The 24,684-nt window shown below is 43.1% G+C and carries 20 protein-coding genes; 13 read left to right on the top strand and 7 right to left on the bottom strand.

The features are described from left to right. Positions 1-3: 3 nt before the first annotated feature. The 4 genes from prmC (at position 4) to kdsA (ending at position 3,904) form a co-directional block, all read left to right on the top strand. Positions 4-915, top strand: coding sequence for a peptide chain release factor N(5)-glutamine methyltransferase (prmC, locus tag AVL57_RS07735; RefSeq protein ID WP_057792682.1), 912 nt, complete (start codon positions 4-6; stop codon positions 913-915). An 85-nt stretch (positions 916-1,000) separates the two neighbouring features. Then, a complete protein-coding gene (locus tag AVL57_RS07730; RefSeq protein ID WP_057792680.1) occupies positions 1,001-2,575 on the top strand; it encodes a DUF3369 domain-containing protein in 1,575 nt (524 codons plus the stop codon). Between the two features lie 78 nt (positions 2,576-2,653). Further along, a complete protein-coding gene (locus AVL57_RS07725; protein WP_057792678.1) occupies positions 2,654-3,025 on the top strand; it encodes a SirB2 family protein in 372 nt (123 codons plus the stop codon). Between the two features lie 24 nt (positions 3,026-3,049). After that, positions 3,050-3,904: a 3-deoxy-8-phosphooctulonate synthase gene (gene kdsA, locus AVL57_RS07720; RefSeq protein WP_057792676.1), complete on the top strand. Its 855-nt coding sequence runs from the start codon at positions 3,050-3,052 to the stop codon at positions 3,902-3,904. Positions 3,905-3,966: 62 nt separating this feature from the next. On the opposite strand, the gene AVL57_RS07715 is transcribed toward kdsA, so the two are convergent. Then, positions 3,967-4,254 carry a hypothetical protein gene (locus tag AVL57_RS07715; RefSeq protein ID WP_057792674.1) on the bottom strand — a complete coding sequence of 96 codons (288 nt, stop codon included), beginning with the start codon at positions 4,252-4,254 and terminating at the stop codon, positions 3,967-3,969. Between the two features lie 228 nt (positions 4,255-4,482). On the opposite strand from AVL57_RS07715, the gene AVL57_RS07710 reads away from it, so the two are divergent. The 5 genes from AVL57_RS07710 (at position 4,483) to fusA (ending at position 9,951) form a co-directional block, all read left to right on the top strand. Then, positions 4,483-5,376: a transcriptional regulator GcvA gene (locus AVL57_RS07710; RefSeq protein WP_057792672.1), complete on the top strand. Its 894-nt coding sequence runs from the start codon at positions 4,483-4,485 to the stop codon at positions 5,374-5,376. A 30-nt stretch (positions 5,377-5,406) separates the two neighbouring features. Then, positions 5,407-6,075, top strand: coding sequence for an alpha/beta family hydrolase (locus AVL57_RS07705; RefSeq protein ID WP_376738713.1), 669 nt, complete (start codon positions 5,407-5,409; stop codon positions 6,073-6,075). Positions 6,076-6,240: 165 nt separating this feature from the next. Then, positions 6,241-6,585 carry a DUF423 domain-containing protein gene (locus AVL57_RS07700; protein ID WP_057796232.1) on the top strand — a complete coding sequence of 115 codons (345 nt, stop codon included), beginning with the start codon at positions 6,241-6,243 and terminating at the stop codon, positions 6,583-6,585. After that, positions 6,578-7,672 (top strand): 23S rRNA (cytidine(2498)-2'-O)-methyltransferase RlmM, encoded by a 1,095-nt coding sequence (gene rlmM / locus AVL57_RS07695; protein ID WP_057792670.1) that lies wholly within the window; start codon positions 6,578-6,580, stop codon positions 7,670-7,672. The genes AVL57_RS07700 and rlmM overlap by 8 nt, the downstream gene beginning before the upstream one ends. A 194-nt stretch (positions 7,673-7,866) precedes the next feature. Then, positions 7,867-9,951, top strand: a complete 2,085-nt coding sequence (gene fusA / locus AVL57_RS07690) for an elongation factor G (protein WP_057792668.1) — start codon at positions 7,867-7,869, stop codon at positions 9,949-9,951. Positions 9,952-10,084: 133 nt separating this feature from the next. Here fusA and cynS read toward each other — a convergent pair whose 3' ends face one another. The 6 genes from cynS to AVL57_RS07660 form a co-directional block, all read right to left on the bottom strand. After that, entirely contained in the window at positions 10,085-10,534 is a 450-nt protein-coding gene (gene cynS, locus AVL57_RS07685) for a cyanase (protein WP_057792666.1), read from the bottom strand. A 39-nt stretch (positions 10,535-10,573) separates the two neighbouring features. Further along, positions 10,574-12,397, bottom strand: coding sequence for a bifunctional protein-serine/threonine kinase/phosphatase (locus AVL57_RS07680; RefSeq protein ID WP_057792664.1), 1,824 nt, complete (start codon positions 12,395-12,397; stop codon positions 10,574-10,576). A gap of 44 nt (positions 12,398-12,441) precedes the next feature. Continuing rightward, a complete protein-coding gene (locus tag AVL57_RS07675; RefSeq protein ID WP_057792662.1) occupies positions 12,442-13,290 on the bottom strand; it encodes a formate/nitrite transporter family protein in 849 nt (282 codons plus the stop codon). A 426-nt stretch (positions 13,291-13,716) separates the two neighbouring features. Beyond that, complete coding sequence (locus tag AVL57_RS07670) at positions 13,717-15,744, bottom strand: transglutaminase TgpA family protein (protein WP_057792660.1); 2,028 nt, start codon at positions 15,742-15,744, stop codon at positions 13,717-13,719. Continuing rightward, the gene (locus AVL57_RS07665; RefSeq protein ID WP_057792658.1) at positions 15,741-16,820 is read right to left on the bottom strand and encodes a DUF58 domain-containing protein; all 1,080 of its coding nucleotides are present in this window, start codon (positions 16,818-16,820) and stop codon (positions 15,741-15,743) included. Before AVL57_RS07665 ends, AVL57_RS07670 begins: the two co-directional genes overlap by 4 nt. A gap of 3 nt (positions 16,821-16,823) precedes the next feature. Continuing rightward, the gene (locus AVL57_RS07660; RefSeq protein ID WP_057792657.1) at positions 16,824-17,735 is read right to left on the bottom strand and encodes an AAA family ATPase; all 912 of its coding nucleotides are present in this window, start codon (positions 17,733-17,735) and stop codon (positions 16,824-16,826) included. Between the two features lie 218 nt (positions 17,736-17,953). Here AVL57_RS07660 and seqA point away from each other — a divergent pair, with 218 nt between their 5' ends. From seqA to AVL57_RS07640, 4 genes are all read left to right on the top strand, one after another. Beyond that, positions 17,954-18,691: a replication initiation negative regulator SeqA gene (seqA, locus tag AVL57_RS07655; RefSeq protein ID WP_057792655.1), complete on the top strand. Its 738-nt coding sequence runs from the start codon at positions 17,954-17,956 to the stop codon at positions 18,689-18,691. A 27-nt stretch (positions 18,692-18,718) separates the two neighbouring features. Further along, entirely contained in the window at positions 18,719-20,371 is a 1,653-nt protein-coding gene (gene pgm, locus AVL57_RS07650; RefSeq protein WP_057792653.1) for a phosphoglucomutase (alpha-D-glucose-1,6-bisphosphate-dependent), read from the top strand. Positions 20,372-20,588: 217 nt separating this feature from the next. Then, positions 20,589-23,066 (top strand): glycogen/starch/alpha-glucan phosphorylase, encoded by a 2,478-nt coding sequence (locus AVL57_RS07645; protein ID WP_057792651.1) that lies wholly within the window; start codon positions 20,589-20,591, stop codon positions 23,064-23,066. A gap of 251 nt (positions 23,067-23,317) precedes the next feature. Beyond that, positions 23,318-24,619, top strand: a complete 1,302-nt coding sequence (locus tag AVL57_RS07640; protein WP_057792649.1) for a putative bifunctional diguanylate cyclase/phosphodiesterase — start codon at positions 23,318-23,320, stop codon at positions 24,617-24,619. The last annotated feature ends 65 nt before the right edge of the window (positions 24,620-24,684 follow it).

Here is a 24,684-nt window from a genome sequence, read left to right as displayed (position 1 = left end):
AGCATGCGTATAGACGCAGCATTAGCGTGGGCGATAGCCGAGTTATGCGAAAGCGAATCGCCAGCTGTTGATGCAAAAGTGCTGTTAAGCCATGTAATAGATAAAACTCAGGTTTATCTATTTACATGGCCAGACAAAAGGTTAAGCGCTGACGAGTTATCTCATTTTAAAACTCTGGTAGCCAAACGCGTCCAAGGTATTCCTGTGGCTTACCTAACCGGTAGCCGTGACTTTTGGACCTTACATTTAGCCACCTCGCCCCATACCCTTATTCCTCGGCCCGATACAGAAGTATTGGTAGAGCAAACTCTAGCATGTATCGCGTCGGCGCAGTTTGCCAGTGCGCTTGTACATAATAAGCAAGAAAGCGCTAAGCCAGTAAGCAGTGAGCCAGTTAAGAGTGAACTAACCGTTTGTGATTTAGGCACAGGCACAGGTGCGATTGCCCTTGCGCTGGCCTCTGAATTGCCCAATGCAAATGTTACGGGTATAGATTTACTACATGAAGCTGTTCAACTCGCCACTAGCAATGCAGCACTTAATCACATTACTAATGCACAGTTTAAGCAAAGCAGTTGGTTCGATAATTTAGCGGGCGAAAAATTTCACGTTATTGTTTCTAATCCACCTTATATAGAAATATCCAGTCCTTTTCTTCAGCAAGGTGATGTGCGCTTTGAACCTGCATCAGCGCTTACCTCGGGTACAGATGGGCTTGATGACATAAGGCATATTATCGCACTTGCACCCACCCATTTATTTGAAGGTGGCTTACTGGCTTTCGAGCATGGTTTCGACCAAGCAAAAGCAGTTGGCGACCTGTTAAAAGCCCAAGGCTTTGTGAATGTTTGCACAGAAAGGGACTATGGCGGGAATGACCGAGTCACTTACGGTTACCTATCTACAACACGTTAAGAATTTGTTACTTATATTTAGGGACTTGCTAAAAATACGTATTGCATTAGTATTTTAAAAGCATTTGAGGAACAGGAAGTTATAGATGAGTGACGATTTACTTTTCATCGAAGACGATGAAGATGATGTAGTAGAAGAGTTAGGTACGTGGAAAATTCTCATTGTTGATGATGAGCCAGAAGTTCATGCCATCACAAAATTGGCACTCAACGACTTTTTCTTAAATGGCAAAACCCTCGAATTTATCAGTGCTTATAGTGGTGATGAAGCAAAACGCTGTTTCAGAGAGCATGATGATATTGCAGTGGTACTACTTGATGTGGTTATGGAAAGTGACGATGCGGGCTTGCTAGTTGCAGAGTATGTTCGTAACGAACTCGATAATCACTTTACCCGTATTATTCTGCGTACCGGTCAGCCAGGCCAAGCGCCTGAAAAAGATGTCATTATTAATTACGACATCAATGACTATAAATCTAAAACTGAACTAACCGCACAAAAGCTATTCACTGTTATTATTGCGGCGCTGCGCTCTTATCGCGATATCATTGTGATTGAAGAGAGCCGTGCAGGCTTAGAAAAAATCATAGATGCGTCTGTAGATTTGTTTTCTTCCAACTCGCTAGAAAAATTCATGCAAGGCATTATTCAGCAACTGGCGTCTATTTTAGGCTGTTCGAAAGATGCAGCCTACATTACCACGGCCGTAGCTGCCACACCCGATGCATCACCTAATCCTACTAATACACTCGATCTCAATGAGCTATACGTTTTCGCCGGCAACGGTGAATATTCAGATAAAGAAGGTGTGCTATTAAAAGATGCCGTGTCACCTGAAGAATATGAACTGTGCAAGCGCGCAATGCGCGAACGCGAAATCGTGTACGCAGAAGACCACGTAGTGGCTTATTGCAATAGTAAAACGCAAAACGGTGCTTTGTTGTATTTATCCGGCTTACCTCGTCGTATTGGCGAAAATGACAAGCACTTGGTGAGACGGTTTTCGAACAGTGTTCAACTAGCGTTCGATAATGTGCTCAAAACCATTGACGTAGAAAATACGCAAAGAGAAATTATCGAGCGCTTAGGTAGAGCCATGGAGCATGACGGACAGGGCAGTAACCATATTGTGCGAATGAGTGCGATGGCAGAGATTATGGGCTGTGGCATAGGCATGAGTGAAAACGATGTGCGGTTACTTAAGCATGCAATACCTCTTCATGACGTTGGTAATTCTCGGGTACCTGTCACTATTTTACGTAAAACAGAGCCCTTAACGGAAGATGAAATTTTTGCCATTCGTCAGCATGCCGAATTTGGTTATCAGATTTTAAAAGACTCTTCTAGGCCCACTATTCAGCTTGCCGCAACGCTAGCACGCCAACATCATGAACGATGGGATGGCAAAGGCTATCCTGAAGGTCTACAAGGAAGAGATATCTTGCTGCAAAGTCGCATAGCAACCTTGTTAGATGTGTTTGATGCGTTAATTAATACTCGCCCCTATAAAACTGCTTGGCCATTAGACAAGGTTGAAAAGGTTATCAATGAAGAAAGAGGACGGCATTTCGACCCTCAACTAGTTGATTACTTGTTGACCCACATTGAAAAATTCATGGCTATTCAACATCAGCACCCTGATATTCGTGAGTATGTTTAACTTAGTCGAATGCCAGTAAATAACGTACAATAACGAATAACTACATAATCAAAACTTAAGAACGATAGGAATTATTGTATGTATATGATGGCGAAACATCTGCACTTAACCGCAGTCGGACTAAGTATTTTACTGTTTATTTTTCGCTTTATCTGGTCACAATTCGACGCCTCAATTTTAGCAAAAAAGTGGGTCAAAATTGTTCCTCATATTATTGATACCATTTTATTAGCCAGTGCTGTGTGGCTATGTGTGATCTTGTCTCAATATCCCATTGTAAATGCATGGCTCACATTCAAGTTGGCTGGTGTTATCGCTTACATCGTGCTTGGTTTATTTGCGCTTAAAAAAGCAAAAACCACCGTGGGCCGCTGGGCTTTTTTCATTGCCGCGCTCGTGGTACTGATGACAACTGCGATGGTAGCGGTTACCAAACAACCCTTATTCTAGAAATTAACGGATAACGAATTAATTATGTCTGAATCTCAACAGATCATTCGTGTTGGCGATGTAGAAGTTGCTAATCACCTACCTTTCGTGCTTTTTGGCGGAATGAATGTATTAGAGTCTCGCGATCTTGCCATGCGCATTGCTGAGCATTATGTTGAAGTTACCCAAAAGTTGGGTATTCCTTATGTTTTTAAAGCTTCATTTGATAAAGCGAACCGCTCATCGGTAACGTCTTATCGCGGTCCAGGTATGGAAGAGGGCCTGCGTATATTCGAAGAAATTAAATCTACTTTCAATGTGCCATTAATTACCGATGTTCATGAGCCTCATCAAGCCGCACCTGTTGCTGACGTTGTAGATGTGATCCAACTTCCAGCGTTTTTAGCCCGTCAAACTGATTTGGTGGTTGCTATGGCTAAAACCGGTAGCGTAATTAATGTGAAGAAGCCGCAATTTCTAGCGCCTCATGAAATGCGTCATATCATTACTAAATTAGGCGAAGCGGGTAACGATAAAGTCATTTTATGTGAACGTGGCAGTAGCTTTGGATATAACAATCTGGTGGTTGATATGCTGGGCATGGATGCAATGAAATCCTACGCACCGGTAATATTTGATGCTACCCATGCGCTGCAAATGCCAGGAGGCAGAGCAACATCAGCAGATGGTCGTCGTGCTCAAGCGGCACAATTAGCGCGAAGCGGAATGGCGTTGGGCCTTGCAGGATTGTTTATTGAAGCACATCCTAATCCGGATGAAGCAAAATGTGATGGTCCATGTGCGTTGCCATTGGCAAAACTTGAGCCATATTTAGCGCAGATGAAAGCGTTGGATGAATTGGTTAAAGGGTTTGAGCCGTTAGATACCAGTAATACCTAGGCCAGGTCTGATGGCGAATGCCGGTGCGTCGCACCGGCATGCGTATCAGGTGTGGGCGTGTATTACTCGCTTTCAGCAACTAATACAGTAGATTCTTTATTTTTTTCTTTCGCCATGGCAAGTAAGTTCTTATGCAACGCGATTTGCGTCTCTTCTGCCAATAATGCAACTGACTGCTTTTTAACAACAATGTGAGCGTCGTTCTCAGGCAATACGTCTGCCATGTTTACGCTGGTCATTGCAGTAGTAATTAATGATTGAAGATTGATCTTTTCTGGTTGTACGTTAGCATTCGCAGCAGCGCTTGCAAAAGCCATTACAGACACACTAGCTAGTAGTAATTTTTTCATTTTCACACCTAATAAAAATAATTTAAAAATATGTTTCTACTTGTTAAATTGTTTAACAAGTAGGCTTTGTAAAGAGTTGATATTCGTACCTCTTTTCAAAGTTCGCGCAAATAGTAGCCAAAATTCGCGCAAAAATAAAACGAGTAAAAGTATGGGTTGTCATTAGTAAAACTAATGAGTTAGCTGCTACTATAGTATGAGTAGGTCACACAGGGTTTATTTCTTAACATGCATCGACGTCTTCCTCCTCTAAATGCCTTAAAAGCCTTTGAAGCGGCTGCCCGGCATTTGAGTTTCACTAAAGCGGCGGATGAGCTTTTTGTTACGCAAGCTGCGGTTAGTCATCAAATAAAAGCGCTTGAAGAATTCTTATCGATGAAGTTATTCATTCGTCGTAACAGAACCTTGCTTTTGACAGAAGAAGGCCAAGCCTATTTCCTTGAGTTAAAGGACATCTTTAAAAACTTACAAGAAGCCACAGAAAGGTTACTGGCAAGAGGCAGTAAAGGAGCCATAACTGTGGCCATGCCGCCGAGTTTTGCTAGCCAATGGTTAGTGCCTCGAATTAGTCAGTTTAGTGTGGCGCAACCTGACATAGACGTAAGAATTAAGGCAGTAGATTTTGATGAAGGCTTTTTGGACGACGACGTAGATGTTGCTATTTACTACGGCAAAGGCCGCTGGAGTGGGTTGCAAGCAGACAAGCTGCACCGTGAGTTTTTGACCCCCTTATGTTCCCCAATGCTTTTCAATGGTCCTAAGCCATTAACCAGCCTGGCAGATTTACGTCATCATGTGCTGCTTCATGACTTAAGTCGCGCAGCGTGGAAAAACTGGCTCAAACATGTTGGCGTATTGGGCGTGAATGTAAATCAAGGTCCAGTGTTCAGTCACTCTATGTTGGTTCTGCAAGCGGCCGCGTTGGGGCAGGGGATTGCATTAGGTAATACGGTGCTTGCTCGACCGGAATTAGATGCAGGCCGATTAATCATGCCTTTTGAAGAGAAAGTAGAAAGTCGTGATGCCTTTTATTTGGTGTGCGAAGAATCTCAAGCTGAGTTAGGAAAAATTGCTGCTTTCAGAGAATGGATCTTAGGCTTAGTAGAAGAAGAGCAAGAGTGATGCATCACAGAAATAAAACGAACACAGATAATGAGTCAATCGATGTTTGATATTGAAATTCACCCTGTAAATACCGATGAAAAGAACAAAGCACCTATAGCACGTCTTATTTTTGCGCACGGCGCGGGTGCGGGTAAGCATCATGATTTTATGCAAGCAATGGCTTCGCAGTTAACTAGTCAAAATATTGAAGTAGTTTTATTTAACTTTCCCTATATGCAAACCATGATAGAAACGGGGAAGCGTAGGCCGCCAGACAAAGCTGAAAAGTTACTCGCACACTTTACTGCGCTTATTGATGAGGTGGCTAAAACCCAAACTAGCGTACCAACATTTATTGGTGGCAAATCCATGGGAGGACGAATGGCGACCATGGTGCTTGATGATGCTGAATCAATAATAGGCGCTATAGCATTCGGTTATCCATTTCATCCTCCAGGTAAGCCAGAAAAGCTCAGAACCGCCCATTTAGAAGCACTCAATAAGCCGCTGCTTATACTGCAAGGCGAGCGTGATACCTTTGGAACGAAAGATGAGGTGAGTGCCTATTCTTTATCTAGTGCAATTGCGGTTTCTTACCTCACTGACGGCGATCACAGTTTTAAACCTAGAAAGCAAAGTGGCTTTACGTTAGAGACCCATATAGAATGCGCGGCTAAATCGACCGCTGATTTCATAAAGGCACGCGTAAATACATAATGAATCACCAATTACCTTCGGTTTTACTCTCACTCAATGTCATGGGTAGCTGCTTTGAATAAGCCAATAGATAACGCAGGGTTTGTTAATAAGGGGCTAAACGATAGCCAGAGCCTAAATAAAGTCTGGCTTTGTGCTGGCATCCTTTTGGCGGCTACCGCGGTAATGCTAGGCGCTTTTGGTGCTCATGGCCTAAAGGCGATATTGTCACCATCAGCACTTGCAACATTTGAAATTGGTGTTCGCTACCAGATGTATCATGGTTTAGCCATTATAGCGCTGCCTGCTTTATCGGCATACGTTTCGCCTAAATGGCTTAATGCGGTAGCAGCACTTTATGTAATTGGCTGTGCGCTGTTCAGTGGCAGTTTGTATTTATTAGCAATAACCGGTAACGGGTTATTTGGCCCCATAACGCCTTTGGGCGGCCTATGTTTTATTATCGGCTGGATAGCATTGGCCATCGCCATCGTTAATGGAAAGACCAGTAAGGGAAAATCTAATGACTAGCATTTTGGCTTATTGTCGCCCCGGCTATGAGAACGACACGGCAAATGAATTGGCTACCCGATATGGCGAAAAAGAACTCTTTGGCTATCCGGTATCAAAATCGAACACGGGCTTTGTGCATTACCATTTGTACGACAAAACAAGCTTGGGCAACGCTCTTTCGTTATTTGCGGTGAGTGAGTCTATATTCCCTCGTCAATTAATTGGGGTATTCGCTACCCTAAATGAAATAGAAAAAGACGATAGAGTAGGGCAAGTGCTCGAGGCGCTAGAAGATGTATCGCTAGAGGAACTCACTGGCGCACATGGTATATTCGGCGCTATCGACGTGGAATACCCAGATACGGAAGATGGCAAAACCCTTGCGAAATTTTGTAGGAAGTTTACCGTTCCTCTTCGTCAGGCATTAAGAAAGAAGGGTTGGTTATCGCCTAAGGAAAACGATACTAAGCCTAAACTGCATGTTTTCTTTGAATCTTTTGAAACCTGCTATATCGGCTATAGTTTGGCTGGTTATCGCTCTAGTGACCATTTGGGCATTTGCCGATTAAAGTTCCCTTCTGATTCGCCAAGCCGCTCAACCCTTAAATTGGAAGACGCCTTGGTGAATATGTTAAGCGCCGAAGAGCAACGATTGGTGTTAAGAGCCGGTGGCAGAGCTGTTGATTTAGGCGCGTGCCCCGGTGGCTGGACCTATCAATTAGTGAAACGTGAAATGTACGTAGAAGCAATTGATAATGGCGCTATTGCAGAAAGCTTAATGAACACAGGGCTTGTTGAACACCATGCTGCAGACGGGTTTACTTATAGACCACAATTTGGTCGTGTAGATTTACTTGTGTGTGATATGATAGAGCAACCCGATCGGGTAGCAAAGCTGATGGGTGACTGGTTGGTAAAACATTGGGCCACTCACGCAGTGTTTAATTTAAAGCTACCCATGAAACGACGATATGAAACCGTTATAGAGGCCATGTCGACGTTAATGACCAGATTGGATGCGTTAGACGATGCATTCACTGTCAAGGTAAGACATCTCTATCATGACAGAGATGAAGTTACAGTAACGATTGTACGCACTTCGTGAAACGAGGTGTGTTTTTGTTATTTTTAAAAAAATATCTTAAATTTTTATATTATTGATATTTAAATAAAAAATTAATGGTGGCTCGGTTTTTCACAAACGTTTTCAGAGTTTGTGCTAAATAAAGGTGTATCTCTTGTACAGAAATCCTTTATAATCCGGCCGTTTTTTTACTCTGAATCAATGAAAGTGAACTAATGTCAGACTTATCCCTTTACAGAAACATTGGTATTTTCGCCCACGTAGACGCGGGTAAAACTACCACTACAGAACGTATTTTGAAGCTTACTGGTAAAATCCATAAAACCGGTGAAGTACACGACGGTGAGTCAACTACTGACTTCATGGAACAAGAAGCTGAGCGTGGTATTACTATCCAGTCGGCAGCAGTAAGCTGTTTCTGGAAAGATCACCGCTTCAACGTTATCGATACTCCTGGACACGTTGACTTTACAGTTGAAGTTTACCGTTCATTAAAAGTATTAGACGGCGGTATCGGTGTATTCTGTGGTTCTGGTGGTGTTGAACCGCAATCAGAAACTAACTGGCGTTATGCTAACGAATCAGAAGTTGCACGTATTATATTCGTAAACAAATTAGACCGTATGGGTGCTGATTTTTACCGTGTAACTGAGCAAGTACGTAAAGTACTTGGTGCTGTACCTCTAATCATGACGTTGCCAATTGGTATCGAAGATGACTTCGTAGGTGTAGTAGACGTATTGACTAAACAAGCATACGTTTGGGACGACACTGGTCTTCCTGAAAACTACGAAATCAAAGATATTCCTGCAGACATGGTAGACAAAGTTGATGAATACCATGAAATGCTTATCGAAACTGCTGTAGAGCAAGACGATGACCTAATGGAAGCGTACATGGAAGGTGAAACACCTTCGGTTGAAGACATCAAGCGTTGTATCCGTAAAGGTACACGTGACCTTGCTTTCTTCCCTACGTTCTGTGGTTCTGCATTCAAAAACAAAGGTGTTCAACTAGTACTTGACGCTGTTGTTGATTACTTACCGTCTCCTACAGAAGTTGATCCTCAGCCTCTAATGGACGAAGAAGGTAACGAAAATGGTGAACATGCAATCGTATCTGCTGATGAAACGTTTAAAGCGTTAGCATTTAAGATCATGGATGACCGTTTCGGTGCACTAACATTCGTACGTATCTATTCTGGTAAATTGAATAAGGGTGACACCATCCTTAACTCATTCACTGGTAAAACTGAGCGTGTTGGCCGTATGGTTGAGATGCAAGCTGACGAACGTATTGAGTTATCTAGCGCGCAAGCGGGTGACATCATTGCTATCGTAGGCATGAAGAACGTACAAACTGGTCACACATTATGTGATCCGAAAGATCCAGTAACACTTGAGCCAATGGTTTTCCCAACTCCAGTAATCTCGATTGCTGTTCAGCCTAAAGATAAAGGCGGAAACGAGAAGATGGGTATCGCTATCGGTAAAATGATTGCAGAAGATCCTTCTTTCCAAGTTGAAACTGATGAAGATTCAGGCGAAACCATCCTTAAAGGTATGGGTGAGCTTCACTTAGACATCAAAGTAGATATTCTTAAGCGTACTTACGGTGTAGACCTTATTGTTGGTCAACCTCAAGTTGCTTACCGTGAAACTATCACTCAAGAAATTGAAGATAGCTACACGCATAAGAAACAATCTGGTGGTTCTGGTCAGTTCGGTAAAATCGACTACCGCATCAAGCCTGGCGAAGCTGGTTCTGGCTTTACGTTCACATCATCTGTTGTTGGTGGTAACGTACCGAAAGAATTCTGGCCTGCAGTAGAGAAAGGCTTTAAGTCAATGATGGGCGAAGGTGTTCTAGCTGGCTTCCCAGTACTAGACGTTGAAGTTGAACTTTTTGATGGTGGTTTCCACGCAGTAGATTCATCTGCAATCGCGTTCGAAATTGCTGCTAAAGGCGCTTTCCGTCAATCTATTCCTAAAGCGGGTGCACAACTTCTTGAGCCAATCATGAAAGTTGACGTATTCACGCCGGAAGATCACGTTGGTGACGTAATTGGTGACCTTAACCGTCGTCGTGGTATGCTAAGCGACCAAGAAGCTGGTTTAACTGGCGTTCGCATTAAAGCAGACGTTCCGTTATCAGAAATGTTCGGTTACATCGGTTCACTACGTACAATGACATCTGGTCGTGGTCAGTTCTCTATGGAGTTCTCACACTACGCAGCTTGTCCACAAAACGTAGCTGACAAAGTAATGGAAGAAGCTAAAGCACGTAAAGCAGCTAAGTAATTGGCTGCTCGATAAGCGCTAGCGCTTATTAATGCTTTTAAAAATATAAAAGCCCGTTAGATTTATCTAACGGGCTTTTTTGTAACTAAGCACTTATACCTGTTTGGACTACTTCAGATAGTGCGTTGGCTAATTAATACATCTTGTACGGTAGGAACTTTCCAGACATCACCACACTTACGCGGTCACCTTTCGGGTCGTTCTCGCGCTGCAAGTCCATTGAAAAATCAATAGCGCTCATAATGCCGTCACCAAATTCTTCGTGAATAAGTTCTTTTAGTGTTGTACCGTAAACACTGACTAATTCGTACCAGCGGTAGATAAGCGGATCGGTGGGCACTTCGGTAGGCAACGAACCTTTGTAAGGCGCAATTTGTAACCAAGCAATGGCTTCATCACTTAATTCAAGCATTTCGCCCACGGCAGTGGCTTGCGCTTTAGTCATGGCCATTTGGCCTAGGCACGCAGCGGTACTCCATTCTTTTGACTGCCCAACAGCGTGGGCAATCTCACTCCATTTAATGCCTTTAGAAATTTTTGAAGACTGGATCATGTCGGTAACTTGAGTTCGATTGGTAATCATTGCATTTCCTTTTTCAGTGATACAGGTTATTAATTGTAATTAGTGACTGCCAAAAAGCAGTAAGAAGGTAACTAAATTGCTAATAACTAACAGCAGGGATAATCCTTGCCAAAATTTGAGCGGATGACGTTGTATTAACGGGGCTGTCACGCGATTAAGAAAAGCGGGGCTAGGCTGGCGAAGATGATAGGTAAACTCAGATAAGCTGGTAAAACGCTTTTCAGGGTTAGGCTGTAACGCGCGCTTCAACGTTGCATCTATCCATGCGGGGATGGGGCGTCTATCATCAAGTACCGATTGGTATTTGAGTTTGTGCTGCGCTGCAACGGTACGGGTTTTGGCCACCTGTGTTCCATAGGGAAAACGGTCGCTGAGTAAGTAATAGGTTAGAACGGCAAGGGAATAAAGGTCAGATTGATCACAGCCATTATCGCCTAGGAAATATTCAGGGGCAACATACGCTGCCGTGCCCATAATGTCACTTTCATGTTCAAATAATGCGTCACTAATACCTGCAACACGTGCCGAACCTAAATCTATTATTTTGCAGTTACCTGACGCTTCAATCATGATGTTTTCAGGGCGAATATCTTGATGAAGCAGCCCTTCTCGATGCATAGCCATTAAACCTTGGGCTACCTGCTCAATAATACTTCGTACTTTTTCAACATCTGGCTTAGGGTTGTCGGTTAGCCACTGCGTTAAGTTCTGCCCCTCAATATATTCGCTAATGGTATACATACATGAAGGCGGCTTCGTACGGGCAGGTACATTAATCACGTGGTTAGATTTAATTCGCCGTGCTAGCCATTCTTCTAATGCAAAGTGCTCAAGGTAGTGGCTGTCTTGTGCCAGTTCAGTAGACGGTATTTTAATAACGATATGTGCTTTGGTATTTTCATCCCACGCTAAGAAAACATGGCTTCTAGCCGATTGGTATAGCTGTCGTTCAATGCGGTAGCCATCTATTATCTCCCCTACAGTTAACTGCTTAATAATAGGAAGTGACGTTTCATCAACCGCATATTCCGGTGTTAAGAACTTGCCATCGCCCACGCTCGCTACCGTTATACATTGGCAAGAAACATTGTCATCGCTGTCGTTTCCTAGCGCCAAATCTACCAGGCGCTGCGCGAGAGGTGTGCCCTTCTTGTTCCGAGTAGGATTTTTTTGAATTGAACTGTTTTGAATAGAATTGTCATGAACAGAAGCGTCATTCTCAGATGCGTGCACCGTCGATATCAGTGAAGCAATCGCGAGGGAAGAAACATACTCATAAACGCCATCTGTCATTAGAATAAGGGTGTCGCCTGCTTTTAACGGTACCGTAAGGTAATCGATGTCGACATTAGCATGCACGCCCAGTGCGTTAGCGAGGTAAGATTCGTATTGTGAGTGGTTCACTCGATGAGATTGGGTAAGTATTTGCAGCTTTTCATCAGTGTACAAACACACTCTAGCATCACCCACATGGAATATATGTGCCGTATCGCCTTTAACGATAACCGCTGAAAAAGTGCATACATAGCCCTTATCAGGGGTATAGCAAAAAGGGCTTTGCTGGGTTTTGGTATATAAAGAGGCATTAATACTTTGTATAACAGTTTTAGCGCTTTGCGCTACTCCCCAAGTTTCAGGGGTACAAAAGTATTGTTTTATAAAATCTTTAATCGCTAAATCACTGGCTATTTGGCTAACAGTACTGCTACTTATGCCATCGGCAAGCGCAAAGGCGGCGCCTTTTAATGTTAATGCTGGGCTAGTGTTAGCGGGAATAAATGCATCGCAAGCGTCTTGATTTATAGGCTTAACGCCAGCGCTGCTACATTCGCTATAGTGAAGTGATAAAGACTGTATCTGCATAAGAAAAAAGCCCGATACAGAGGAAGCGTATCGGGCTTAATAAATTATACTGCAGCGACTTTAGCTGGTGCTTTTTCAGCAACAGCGATTTTACGCTTAGGTGCAGTTTTAACGTGTGTACTGTAGATAGTTAAACCAGTAAACGCTAAACCACCCACTAGGTTACCAAGGGCTGTTGGAATTTCGTTCCATACGAAGTAATCCATGATAGAGAATTCACCACCCATGATAAGACCGAATGGGAATAAGAACATGTTAACAACAGAGTGCTCGAAGCCCATGAAAAAGAACAGCATAATAGGCATCCACATGGCCAGTACTTTTCCACTTACATGAGTAGAGATCATAGCGCCAACTACACCTAGCGATACCATCCAGTTACATAGCATGCCGCGAATAAAAATGGTAAACCAACCTGCAGTACCATGTTCGGCGTAACCTAATGTTCTTGCTTCACCAATGCTAGCCACTTTAGCAGCAATAGCGCCACCATCTACGTTGTAACCCATGGTGAAAATGAAAGACATCATAAAGGCAACAGTTAGTGCACCACCAAAGTTACCTAAAAACACTAGACCCCAGTTACGTAAAATTTGTTTAGGGGTAACACCGGGACGCTTAGCAAGCCACGCAAGTGGAGTAAGTACAAATACGCCGGTTAGCAGATCGAATCCCATTAAATACAGCATACAAAAGCCGACCGGGAACAATACCGCACCCAGCAAGAAGATGCCTGTTTGTACGGCAATAGTAATGGCGAATACGGCGGCTAGCGCTAATATTGCACCAGCCATAAACGCACGAATAAGTGTATCGCGTGTAGACATGTAGATTTTAGATTCACCGGCATCTACCATTTTCGTAGCAAACTCGGCGGGAAGTAAATAAGCCATAATTAATCACCCTGATTTGTAATTTATATTTAAAATAACGAGCCACATCACTGCTTTCATCGATAGAACAAACGAACAAAAAAAAACGTCCACACCATTCCCTGTTTCCAAAGAAGGTTGTGGACGTCTTTATCCAATTCGATAGATTGTGTTAGCCAGTTTATAAACCGACTCGTACTATTAAATGATTAGCGAGAATAGTGCCAAAAAGGCGATTTTATTTAAAATTGTATAAAATCAATATCTTAATATTATTCAGTTAAGCTAATGTATTACTGAAATGATCAGCTTCAAACCACAATGGTGCAAGTAAAGTGCTAAGATGCACTGAATTGGTGGATATTAAACCAAAATGTACTTCCGCATTTTTCACTGTTCACTATAGTGGGCACTAAAGCGGGCACTATAGTGAACCAATACACTGCGTTAATTAGCTTTTGTTCGTTTTAAGTCTTTTTGTAACGCAGCAAGTGTATCTGCCATAGTACGTTCTTTTTGCTTTTGGCCATCGCGACCTCCGTCTGTGGCACCTTGATATTGTGCATGTTCAAAATCTTGAGTAAGCGTGCCAAATAGCGACGCTGCATGTACTGGTAAAAAAGGTTTCACTTGTTTGAAGTAGGCAGTGCTTCCTTTATTCTTTCTCGCTATCTCAGTGAAATTCGACACCAACTCAACGGCGTTTAAATAAATGCGTTGATGTTTAGGCAGGGTCGACCTTCTTCTAACAGGGAAGAACAACACCAGCAAAAAAATACTCACTATTCCAAGTACGCTTAAAAAGAAGAGCGTCATTTTTTGAGAGGTTAAATCGCCAAGAAGCTTTTTTAATAAATCAGTTTGTGTTTGATTATCAAAACCCAGTACTAGTCTACTCCACTGATAATCCAGTTGGCGAAACCACCCTCTGATAGATAAAAATAGTTCAGCAGAACCTAAGTCTTTAAACATGCCTTCATTTCGGGTTTCGTTAAAATCGGCTAACGCTTGTTCTAACCCAAAGGTAATGCGTGATGGTGCCACCATACTGGTAGGATCGTACGACACCCAAACGCCGTCTATTAACGCTTCTACCCAAGCGTGGGCATCATATTGGCGAACTTGTATTACGTTATCACTTAATAACTCACCACCTTGATAACCTGTCACCATACGAGCAGGAATACCCGCAACCCGAAGGGCAAACACCATGGCGCTGGCATAGTGGGCACAAAATCCTGCCTTTGCTTCAAACATAAAGGTGTCTATAGGCGAGTTCGGCATAGCGTTAGGTTGTAGGGTGTAACTAAACCCACCGGTTTTAAAGTGACGTAAAATATCTTCGGCAATACTTTGCTCGCTTTTTGCATTTGCCGTTAGCTGCTTTACCCACGCTTGAGTACGTAGATTACTGTCTATTGGGTATTGAATATTAAGCTGATAATCAAAATCATATATCTCACTGACAAGTGGTGTATCTGGAAAGTAGCTTAAATAGAACGCTCGCTTACCTACAATTGGACGTGCTGCTCGTAATGCATAATTAAACTGACGCCACATCTCAGGGTTGTCTAAATCTGTGTTTTCAGCCGACACATCAAGAGAATAAAGCCAGCGCTGATTGTTTGGCTCTACAATCAACTGATAGTTTTCTGAGGGTGTTAGTGATCCATTAGGTGAGGGCGCCGCAAGACTTCGACCCATGGTTTTAAGCTGTGCTTCAGCTTGTTTTCGTCTTGGGCTAATTGTCCACGTTTTACCATCAAAGGCTTCCATCGTCATGGCGCGCCAATATCGCTGTTCGGCCAAAGGCGGGCTTTGCTCAAAGGTTGCAGTGAAAGCTAAATCGGACGATCTCGCCAGTGAAGCAATATCTCCTGGCGTGACCGAGTCTGATAAACCCGTTTCATTCGATTTAGACGTCGGCATTTGCCATAAAGGTGGAAGCTGCGGCATAACTACAAATAACAGTGCAGCCAAAGGAAATGCTTGCAGCAGTATTATCGCCGATTTACGCATAGACACCCTAAAGCTTCTAGCGGGGGCGTATACCAATGATAATGCAGTAAACAAAAGAACAATTACCGCAACATAACCTACCCATGCCTCTATACCTAACGCAAAAATAAAACCGCAGCCCACAAGAAATATGCAGGAGCAGAAAAGCTGTAAAAAATCTTTTGTTCTTGAAAGCAGCATAAGCTTCAATGAGCAGGCGATGACTAAAAGATTAATCATGCTATTGAGTAAACCAATAGAAAAACCGAACCAACCTAGCGCTATTAAGGACAGTACCGCTAACAAATTTACGGTGCGGCTACTTGGGTTATATTCTTGCCACCTAAAATACAATGCGCTTTGCATAATAACCGCGCATATGGCGAGCAATACCACCCAAGTTAGTAATGGGGTAAGAAGGCTAAGCGTTAATACCATAAAGCAGGTGGCTAGCAGCATATTTGCTTTATTGTTCATTTGCTAAAGCCTTTCGAGACGCTATTATCTGCGACTTGGGCTGCCAATGTGGCCGAGGGCGCGGCAGCTGGAGTGGCAGAAGCATGGCTGACCGCAAAAGGTGTGTTGGGGTAAGTCGCCAGTGCACTTAAGCATTGATGCATGTGTGCAATAGAATTATTGGGCGTAAAAGTTGTACTACCTAGTTTTAAACCATAGTGCACACCTTGCGATTGCATCGACACTATTTTTTGGGTTAATGCACTTAATCCTTCTTCTAGTGGAATGTTAGTCGGTAAGCTCAAATACACGTCATCACTTCTGTGTTCACTAAACTGCTTTACCACCCAGTTTCCCGTTTTAGCGACCTGTTTCCACGCTACCCGATTTAATGGTTCGCCTTCAATGAAATCGGTAAGGGCAAAAAAGTCCTCATTACCTTGTCGCTCATCTTCTTTGCTTCCAGCAGTGTCTTGCGTGTGGTGAACCACTTCACCAAGTTTCCCAGCTTTAGGCTCTGGATATGCCATAACCTTTACGTCGAAATCTAGGTGAGTCCAGCAATTATATAACCCGAAGGGGTAGGCACTTTTTAACGTTATACGGGGTAGTTTGTGCTCACCTCTAGTATGAAGTAACAACGGAATAGTCAGTCGTTGTTCTTGATTACCAATATCAAAGGTTATTGAGGTTGTATCTTTGAGCTTCGGGAATTGAAGCCACTGGATCTGCAATAAACCTTCAGGTTTGGTTTGGTAGTTGGAGTGCTTAACCCGATCGAGAGTAAGGTGTGCTGACGTATTGGCAAAAACGGATTTTGGAGGCGACACACTAAGGGCAATAGCCGCAAAATTTTGATAGCTGTAAAACAACGTCAGTAACATTACGCTAAGTAACAAATAGCTTAATAACAACATGAGGTTATTTTGATAGTTAGTGCCTAATAGAAACAAGCACATACACATCACGATAAATCCCCAGCCAAAACGGCTTGGTAAAATAAACACCGAACGCATATTCAGTGCATGTGAAGGATTAGGCGGAATACGTTTATCTAGCCAAGCAAGCCAAGGCTTGTGTAATACCTTTTTAAACATGGATTACGCCGCCAGCGGATCGATACTATCCAACAAGTGCTGACTTAATGACGGGCCCGTATGTTCATGGGTATTTGCACTAAGCCTATGCTCTGTAACGGCAATGAAAATAGCTTGCACATCATCTGGAGTAACAAAGACTCTATCGTGCATATAAGCCCAAGCTTTGGCTGCCTGCAACAAAGCTCGGCTAGCCCGTGGCGATAATGGGGTAGGGTAGCGCCCTTGTAGGCGACTCTCTGTCACTAATCGCAATATATAATTAATCACATCATCGCTAACGTGCACATGGGTAACCGCATCTTGCATCGTGATCAAATCTGTCTGCGATAAACATGACACTGTCTGCTGCTGAACGTCGGTTGATTGCTGCAGCATGGCTTTTTCGGCTTCCCAATTAGGAAAGCCTAGTGATATACGCATAAAAAAGCGGTCTAGTTGTGATTCAGGCAGCGGATAGGTGCCAGATTGATAACCCGGGTTTTGAGTGCCAATAACAAAGAAGGGCGAAGGTAGCGCGTGGGTGGTGCCATCAATACTCACTTGGCGTTCTTCCATCGCCTCTAACAAGGCGCTTTGTGTTTTAGGGCTTGCTCGGTTTAGCTCATCGGCAAGAATAACTTGGCTAAATATGGGGCCGTGCCTAAATTGAAATTCACCATTGTGACTTTGATAAACATTCACGCCAAGCATGTCTGATGGGAGTAAGTCTGACGTAAATTGAATTCGCGAATATTGAAGTCCAAATACATGGGAAAGTGCGTGAGAAAGTGTGGTTTTACCCATGCCTGGTAAATCTTCAATAAGGAGATGACCATGAGCAAGTAAACACGTCACCGCGAGTTTTAGCTGTTCAGATTTGCCAATAATCTTCTGACTTAGCGCGTCATGCACTAATTGAATCTCTTTTCGCATGATAAAACGTTACCTTTTAAACCCCTTATACATTGATAGTAGCAACTAAAGTACTGAAATAGCAGTTGGTTCCCATACAAAGGTATGGGCATGGTTATTTAACACCTTAAAAGCATCATTTTACTGTTGGTTTTAACGAATTTCGGGCTAGGTTAGAAATAGTGCTGCGCTGTGCGTATCGGTTGTCTATAATGGGGCATCTTGTTAAGGAAGTAGTTATGAAAAGCATTGAAATAGATGATGATTTGTATGCCTTTATCGCCAGCCAAACAAAACATATAGGCGAAAGCGCATCAGAAATTTTACGTAGGCTTTTATTGCCTGAAGATGGTGAAATAAAGGGTGCAAGCAATGCCTCCCAACCTGATGAGTCGGTACAAACGACGCCAGCACCGGTTGCTACTGCCACTACTGCTGCCGCTTCGGCGCAAAAAGTAGAAGCGAAGCCCGCCACTAAACCGGTGACTAAAGCGGCACCTAAAACAACGGCTGCCAAAGCGGCAGTGACGAAATCAGCTGCTGCAAAATCAACACCCCCTGCCAAAGCGCCTGTTAAGAAAGACGTAGCCGCGCCAGTGGTGACTGAAATAGAAAATCACAATAAAGATGATATTGTGGGTATGGTATCTAAAGATGCGTTATCAACATTTACCAAACGTGTCGACCAGTTCTTATTTATTCTAAGTGCTGCGCATAAGTTAAATAGCGATACCTTTGAAAATGTTAAATCGATTATTGGTAAAAATCGTACCTATTTTGCTACAAGCAAAGAGGCGTTGTTAGAAAATGGCAGCAGTACTAATCCGAAAGCCATTCCAGATAGCCCATTTTGGGTAGTCACCAACAACAATACCGCGAAGAAAGTAAACATGCTGGAACAAGTTTTGCGTACATTAGGGTATCAGCCCGATGTCGTCGAAACGGTAGTAAGTCGATTCGCCCCAGAGGGCAAATAAACGCTTAACTTAAAATAAGGACTTTTCATGGCTTTACATCCGCAGGCTGGTAAGCCAGCTGCACCTGAACAACTGATTAATGTGGCACAACTTGTTAGCCAATATTACAGCTACAAACCAGACGCCGCTGCCCCTACTGAAGCAGTAAGTTTTGGTACTTCAGGGCACAGAGGATCGGCGTCAAATTATACTTTTACCGATACCCATATTAGTGCAATCTGCCAAGCACTGGTTGAATATCGTGAAGCAGAAGATATTACCGGCCCGCTATTTATAGGTAAAGATACCCATGCATTGTCTGAACCTGCCATGATCACCGCCATTGAAGTGCTCAGTGCCAACGGTGTTGATGTGGTTATTCAGCGAAGCGACAACGAAAGTTTGGGCTATACCCCCACGCCGGTAATTTCCCGCACTATTATTCGTTATAACCGTGAAAGCGCGGCGGCTAAGTCTGACGGGGTAGTAATAACCCCATCACATAACCCACCTGAAGATGGAGGCTTTAAATACAACCCTCCTCATGGCGGCCCGGCAGATAGCGACGTTACTACGAAAATTCAAAACCGAGCGAATGAGCTTATTGCCGAAGGTAATAAAGACGTTAAACGCATCGATATTCGTTCGGTAAGAGCCAAAAATTTAGTTCGCGAAGAAGATTTCATGGAACCTTACATTGATGACCTAGCTCAGGTTATCGATATGCAGGCTATTGCTAACGCTGGCCTGAAATTAGGTACCGATCCTCTTGGCGGTGCAGGTATTGGCTATTGGTCACGTATTGCTGAAAAGTACGGATTGGACATTACGGTGGTAAACCCTGCTGTCGACCCTCAATTTGGATTCATGCGTCGCGATAAAGACGGCAAACTACGCATGGACTGTTCAAGTGCTTTCGCCATGGCGGGATTAATTGAATTAAAAGATGATTTCGACCTAGCATGGGGCAACGACCCAGATTTCGATCGCCACGGTATTGTGTGTAAGAGCGCAGGTTTAATGAACCCTAATCACTATCTTGCGGTGGCAATTCAATACTTATATACCCACAGACCACAATGGCCAGCGTCACTTAAAATCGGTAAAACACTGGTTTCAAGCAGCATGATTGACCGCGTGGCGAATAGCTTAAACAAACCGCTTGCTGAAATGCCAGTAGGTTTTAAGTGGTTCGTAGAGGGGTTATCTAATAGTGAAATTGGTTTTGCCGGTGAAGAAAGTGCCGGTGGTATTTTCTTACAACGTGATGGCGAAACCTGGGCTACTGATAAAGACGGCTTTATTTTGTGTTTGTTAGCTGCTGAAATTCTTGCGGTTACTAAGAAAGATCCAGGTGAACACTATCAGGCATTAACTGAGCAATTTTCATCGCCGGTTTATAACCGCGTAGATGTGGCTGCTACCTTAGAGCAAAAGCAGAAGCTATCGGCTATGGATGCTTCGGTAGTCACCAGCGATACATTAGCTGGAGAACCCATTACCGCCGTACAAACCCACGCGCCTGGAAACAATGCCGCTATTGGTGGGGTAAAGGTTTCGACTGAAAATGGTTGGTTTGCAGCACGCCCTTCTGGAACAGAGCAAATCTACAAAATTTATGCAGAAAGCTTTAAAGGTGAAACTCACTTACAAGAATTGATTAAAGAAGCGGAAGCGCTAGTAGGGAAAATCATCAAGTAAGATTAAAAAATAATCAGCCAAAGCTGGTCATTGTTACTAAAAAGTTAAATTCCGGATGATTGCATACGTTTTCATCCGGTTTTTTGTTATTTTAACAAAATTATCACAACATAATCGTTTAAGCACTGCTATATTGCTCTCATATCGTTGATTTTTTCTGTAATTAAATTACACATTGAGTGTGCCTTTGCACACATCAACCAGAGTGAGACGCAAAATGAACGCAAAAGCTGCCAAAACGCAACCCTCTTCACCGCTAGACAAGGCAGAATTTAAAGCTGCTATTGTTAAGCACCTTCACTGTACGCTAGGTACGGATGAAAATAAGGCTAACAACCACGCATGGTGGAAAGCCACCTGTGCAGCCATTCAGGCTCAGGTACTTGAAGGCCTTCGCAAAACCCAAAAAAGTCACTACTTCAATGATACTCGTGCAGTACATTATTTTTCTGCCGAATTCTTAATGGGCAGATTGTTGTCGAACAACCTTCAAAACTTAGGTTTGTTTGATGTGGCTAGTGGCGCGTTAAAAGAACTTGGTGTTGAAATTACCGACATCATGGAAGAAGAGCCAGACATGGCACTCGGTAACGGCGGGCTAGGCCGCTTAGCAGCGTGCTTTATCGACTCACTTGCCACTATGGAATTGCCTGCAATTGGTTATGGTATTCATTATGAGCATGGTCTTTTCCGTCAAGAAATTAAGAGTGGCGCGCAAATAGAACGCCCAGATAGCTGGCGCGATTACGGTAACCCGTGGGAAATTTGCCGCCCAGAGTCAATTCAAGAAGTGCCATTATTTGGTTATGTTGAAACCAAATACGGCGAAAGCGGCCGTATCCAAAAAGAATGGCACCCTGGCTCAATTGTAAAAGGGATCCCTTGGGATATTCCTGTTGTTGGCTATGAAGGTAAAACCGTAAACGTATTGCGTTTGTGGCAGTCAGATTCATCTGATTATTTTAACTGGGATGTATTTAACGCTGGTGGTTATGTAGATGCGCAGCGTGAAAACGTACAAGCAGAAACCATTTCAAAAGTACTTTATCCGAACGACGAAACTGAAGCGGGTAAAGAGCTTCGTTTAATTCAGCAATACTTCTTCTGCTCGTGTTCACTAAAAGACATCATTCGTCGTTACAAGCGTGCCCACGGTGATGACTGGAGCCGTTTTGCTGATCAGGTTGTTATTCAATTAAATGACACACACCCAGCCATCGCTATTCCTGAACTTATGCGTATTTTAGTAGACCGCGCTGAATTAGATTGGGATCAAGCATGGGGTATCAGCACCAAAGTGTTTGCTTACACTAACCACACATTATTACCTGAAGCCCTAGAAAAATGGCCCGCACGTATGATTGAAAAAATCCTACCGCGCCATTTGGAAATCATCTATGAAATTAACCATAGATTCATGGCTGAAGTCGATAAAAAATGGCCAAGCGATAACCGCATTAAAGCGAAGCTTTCTATTATAGAAGAAGGTAACGAGAAGATGGTACGTATGGGCCATTTATCGGTAATTGGTTCTTTCGCGGTTAACGGCGTAGCTGAAATGCACTCTCGCCTTGTGAAGTCTGATTTGTTCCCAGAGTTCGATGCATTGTGGCCAGGCAAATTAACTAATGTTACGAATGGTATTACGCCACGTCGTTGGTTGAAGGCATGTAATCCGGAACTTTCTAAGCTGATTGATAAGAAAATTGGCTCAGATTGGCCGAAAGACTTATACAAACTAGAAGCGCTAGAAAAGTACGCCGATAACAAGGCATTCCAAAAGCAATTCATGCAAGTGAAGCTAAACAACAAGCAACTACTTGCTGACGAAATTCGCGAGTCGTTAGACATTGAAGTAGACGTTAATGCTATTTTTGATGTGCAAATTAAACGCCTTCACGAATACAAGCGTCAGCACTTGAACTTGCTTCATATTATGGCCTTGTATCGTCGACTGCTTGAAAACCCTGATTACGATATGGTGCCTCGCGTATTCATTTTCGGAGCGAAAGCTGCACCGGGTTACAAGTTAGCGAAAGATATTATCTATGCCATCAACAAAGTGGCAGATAAAATCAATAACGATCCACGAGTAAACAACAAGATTAAAGTGGTGTTCTTGCCGAACTACCGCGTGTCTCTTGCTGAGAAAATGATCCCAGCTTCAGATGTGTCTGAGCAAATTAGTACTGCAGGTAAAGAAGCGTCAGGTACCGGTAACATGAAGTTGGCACTGAACGGCGCAATAACCGTTGGTACCCTTGATGGGGCAAACGTAGAAATTGCTGAAGAAGTAGGCGACGACAATATCTTTATCTTCGGACTAACCGTTGAAGAGGTTCATGAACTGAAAGAGAAAGGCTACAAGCCTTATGATTACTACTACCGCGACCCTGAAATTAAAGCGGTACTAGATTGGCTTGAAACCGATTATTTCACCCCGGGCAAACCAGGTGCTTTAGTATCTATTAAGCAAAGCTTGCTAGATCATGGCGACCAATACATGGTGCTTGCTGACTTCCGCAGTTATTGTGATGCACAAATTGCTATTGATGAGGCGTACCGCGACAAAGCGCGCTGGGCTAAAATGGCAATTATCAATACCGCTAAAATGGGTAAGTTTACCTCAGACCGTTCAATTAAAGATTATGTAGAACGTATTTGGAAACTTTCACCGTGTAAAATTGAAAACTAGTCTCAACTAGTCTCAAAAAAAGCCCGGAAATGCTAAGCTTTCCGGGCTTTTTGTTGTGATATATTTATCCGCTTAAGCCAAAAATAAATTAAAAATCAATAAGTAGCCGAGTCAAAAGAAAAAAGGTCTGCAATCTATAATTAGGTGTCGATTTACATACTTATAGCCCGTTGCGCTTAGTGGTAAGTCGTGTTGAACTACTGCTTGCTTATTTTAAGCACCTAGCCGCCGTTTAGTGCAAGGAAACCGTCATGAGCCAACATCATAATTCGCTGGCTACACTTCCTAATCGATTTGCGTTTATCGACACAGTTTCGAAGTGTGGTGTATTGCATCCATCATTATCACTAATGTTAGTGGATGTAGTCCGTTTTTCAGATGTAACCACCAGCTTAGGTATCAATATTGGTGACAGGTTTCTACTAGAGATTGCTAACCGCATTCAATCTCTATTTGGAGGCGATATCCGCCTTGGCAGAATTAGTGGTGATGTATTTGGTATCGCATTTCCCGGCATGCGAAGTGCCAGTCAAATGCGAGATATGTTCGAACGACTCATAGAACACTTCAAAACACCCATGCATCATGATGATCATGCATTCATTGCAGATTTCAATGTGGGTGTGGTGACATCAGATAGTCAAGCCTTTGAAATTACGGCTTTTGTGTCTCGTGGTGAAGCCGCATTAAAGCAAGCAAAAGAAAATAAGTACGAAAACTTTTGCCTTTATAATATGCAAGACAAAACAGACACAGGTCGTAGCCTTGCATTAAAAGCTGATTTGAAGCGCGCCTTATCGCAAAATGAATTAGAGCTTTATTATCAGCCTAAAGTTAACCTGCAAACCCTTGAAGTTATAGGTGCTGAGTGCTTACTTCGCTGGAATCACCCGTTAGACGGCGTGTTATTTCCTGGCCCGCTTATTGAAGCGGCAGAATCATATAACATGATGAATGAGCTGGGCTATTGGACGTTAGAGCAAGCGTTTAGAAGTTTAGTTGATTTTGATTTTCACCGACTATCGCTAACCTTATCCGTTAATATATCGCCCACTCAGTTGTATGATAATCATCTTATACCCTCATTGAAGATGCTAAGTAAGTCTTACGCCATGCCGCTTACTCGCATAGAGTTAGAGCTGACCGAAGATGTAGCCTTGTCTAATTCTCTTATGGTGAAAAAACAACTTGATGAGCTTCGCGCTCTAGGCGTTGCAATTTCGGTGGATGACTTTGGTAAAGGTTACTCTAACCTCGCTTATATCCGAGATCTTGATTTAAGCGCCCTTAAAATAGATAAAACTTTTGTTATAGAATTAGCTAAACATCCTGTTAATCGCGCTATTATCGAAGCTGCCAAAATCATCGGTAATGCAAAGAACTGCGATGTAATTGCCGAAGGCGTAGAAACTATCGCCCAACTGCACATACTTCGAGAAGTGGGTGTAACCATAGGGCAGGGGTACTTGTTTTCAAAAGCCATTCCGCTAAATGACTTTATTACTCTAGCGCAGCAAGAAATTATTGTCGGTAACTCTCCTTTACGTGCGTAAGTAAAATACCCCCTGTTTGCAAGTGGCATTACGTGCATTCGCTTGGCTGAATCGCTAAACTAGTG

The organism is Alteromonas stellipolaris (assembly GCF_001562115.1).
Taxonomy (GTDB): Bacteria; Pseudomonadota; Gammaproteobacteria; order Enterobacterales; family Alteromonadaceae; genus Alteromonas; species Alteromonas stellipolaris.
The sequence above is the reverse complement of the archived record's forward strand: the minus strand, read 5'-3'. Positions and strand labels throughout refer to the sequence as shown.

Bases quoted from the DNA above. Each gene is read 5' to 3' on its own strand.
- prmC (WP_057792682.1), top strand. From the start codon at position 4: ATGCGTATAGACGCAGCATTAGCGTGGGCGATAGCCGAGTTATGCGAA.
- AVL57_RS07730 (WP_057792680.1), top strand. From the start codon at position 1,001: ATGAGTGACGATTTACTTTTCATCGAAGACGATGAAGATGATGTAGTA.
- AVL57_RS07725 (WP_057792678.1), top strand. From the start codon at position 2,654: ATGTATATGATGGCGAAACATCTGCACTTAACCGCAGTCGGACTAAGT.
- kdsA (WP_057792676.1), top strand. From the start codon at position 3,050: ATGTCTGAATCTCAACAGATCATTCGTGTTGGCGATGTAGAAGTTGCT.
- AVL57_RS07715 (WP_057792674.1), bottom strand. From the start codon at position 4,254: ATGAAAAAATTACTACTAGCTAGTGTGTCTGTAATGGCTTTTGCAAGC.
- AVL57_RS07710 (WP_057792672.1), top strand. From the start codon at position 4,483: ATGCATCGACGTCTTCCTCCTCTAAATGCCTTAAAAGCCTTTGAAGCG.
- AVL57_RS07705 (WP_376738713.1), top strand. From the start codon at position 5,407: ATGAGTCAATCGATGTTTGATATTGAAATTCACCCTGTAAATACCGAT.
- AVL57_RS07700 (WP_057796232.1), top strand. From the start codon at position 6,241: ATGCTAGGCGCTTTTGGTGCTCATGGCCTAAAGGCGATATTGTCACCA.
- rlmM (WP_057792670.1), top strand. From the start codon at position 6,578: ATGACTAGCATTTTGGCTTATTGTCGCCCCGGCTATGAGAACGACACG.
- fusA (WP_057792668.1), top strand. From the start codon at position 7,867: ATGTCAGACTTATCCCTTTACAGAAACATTGGTATTTTCGCCCACGTA.
- cynS (WP_057792666.1), bottom strand. From the start codon at position 10,534: ATGATTACCAATCGAACTCAAGTTACCGACATGATCCAGTCTTCAAAA.
- AVL57_RS07680 (WP_057792664.1), bottom strand. From the start codon at position 12,397: ATGCAGATACAGTCTTTATCACTTCACTATAGCGAATGTAGCAGCGCT.
- AVL57_RS07675 (WP_057792662.1), bottom strand. From the start codon at position 13,290: ATGGCTTATTTACTTCCCGCCGAGTTTGCTACGAAAATGGTAGATGCC.
- AVL57_RS07670 (WP_057792660.1), bottom strand. From the start codon at position 15,744: ATGAACAATAAAGCAAATATGCTGCTAGCCACCTGCTTTATGGTATTA.
- AVL57_RS07665 (WP_057792658.1), bottom strand. From the start codon at position 16,820: ATGTTTAAAAAGGTATTACACAAGCCTTGGCTTGCTTGGCTAGATAAA.
- AVL57_RS07660 (WP_057792657.1), bottom strand. From the start codon at position 17,735: ATGCGAAAAGAGATTCAATTAGTGCATGACGCGCTAAGTCAGAAGATT.
- seqA (WP_057792655.1), top strand. From the start codon at position 17,954: ATGAAAAGCATTGAAATAGATGATGATTTGTATGCCTTTATCGCCAGC.
- pgm (WP_057792653.1), top strand. From the start codon at position 18,719: ATGGCTTTACATCCGCAGGCTGGTAAGCCAGCTGCACCTGAACAACTG.
- AVL57_RS07645 (WP_057792651.1), top strand. From the start codon at position 20,589: ATGAACGCAAAAGCTGCCAAAACGCAACCCTCTTCACCGCTAGACAAG.
- AVL57_RS07640 (WP_057792649.1), top strand. From the start codon at position 23,318: ATGAGCCAACATCATAATTCGCTGGCTACACTTCCTAATCGATTTGCG.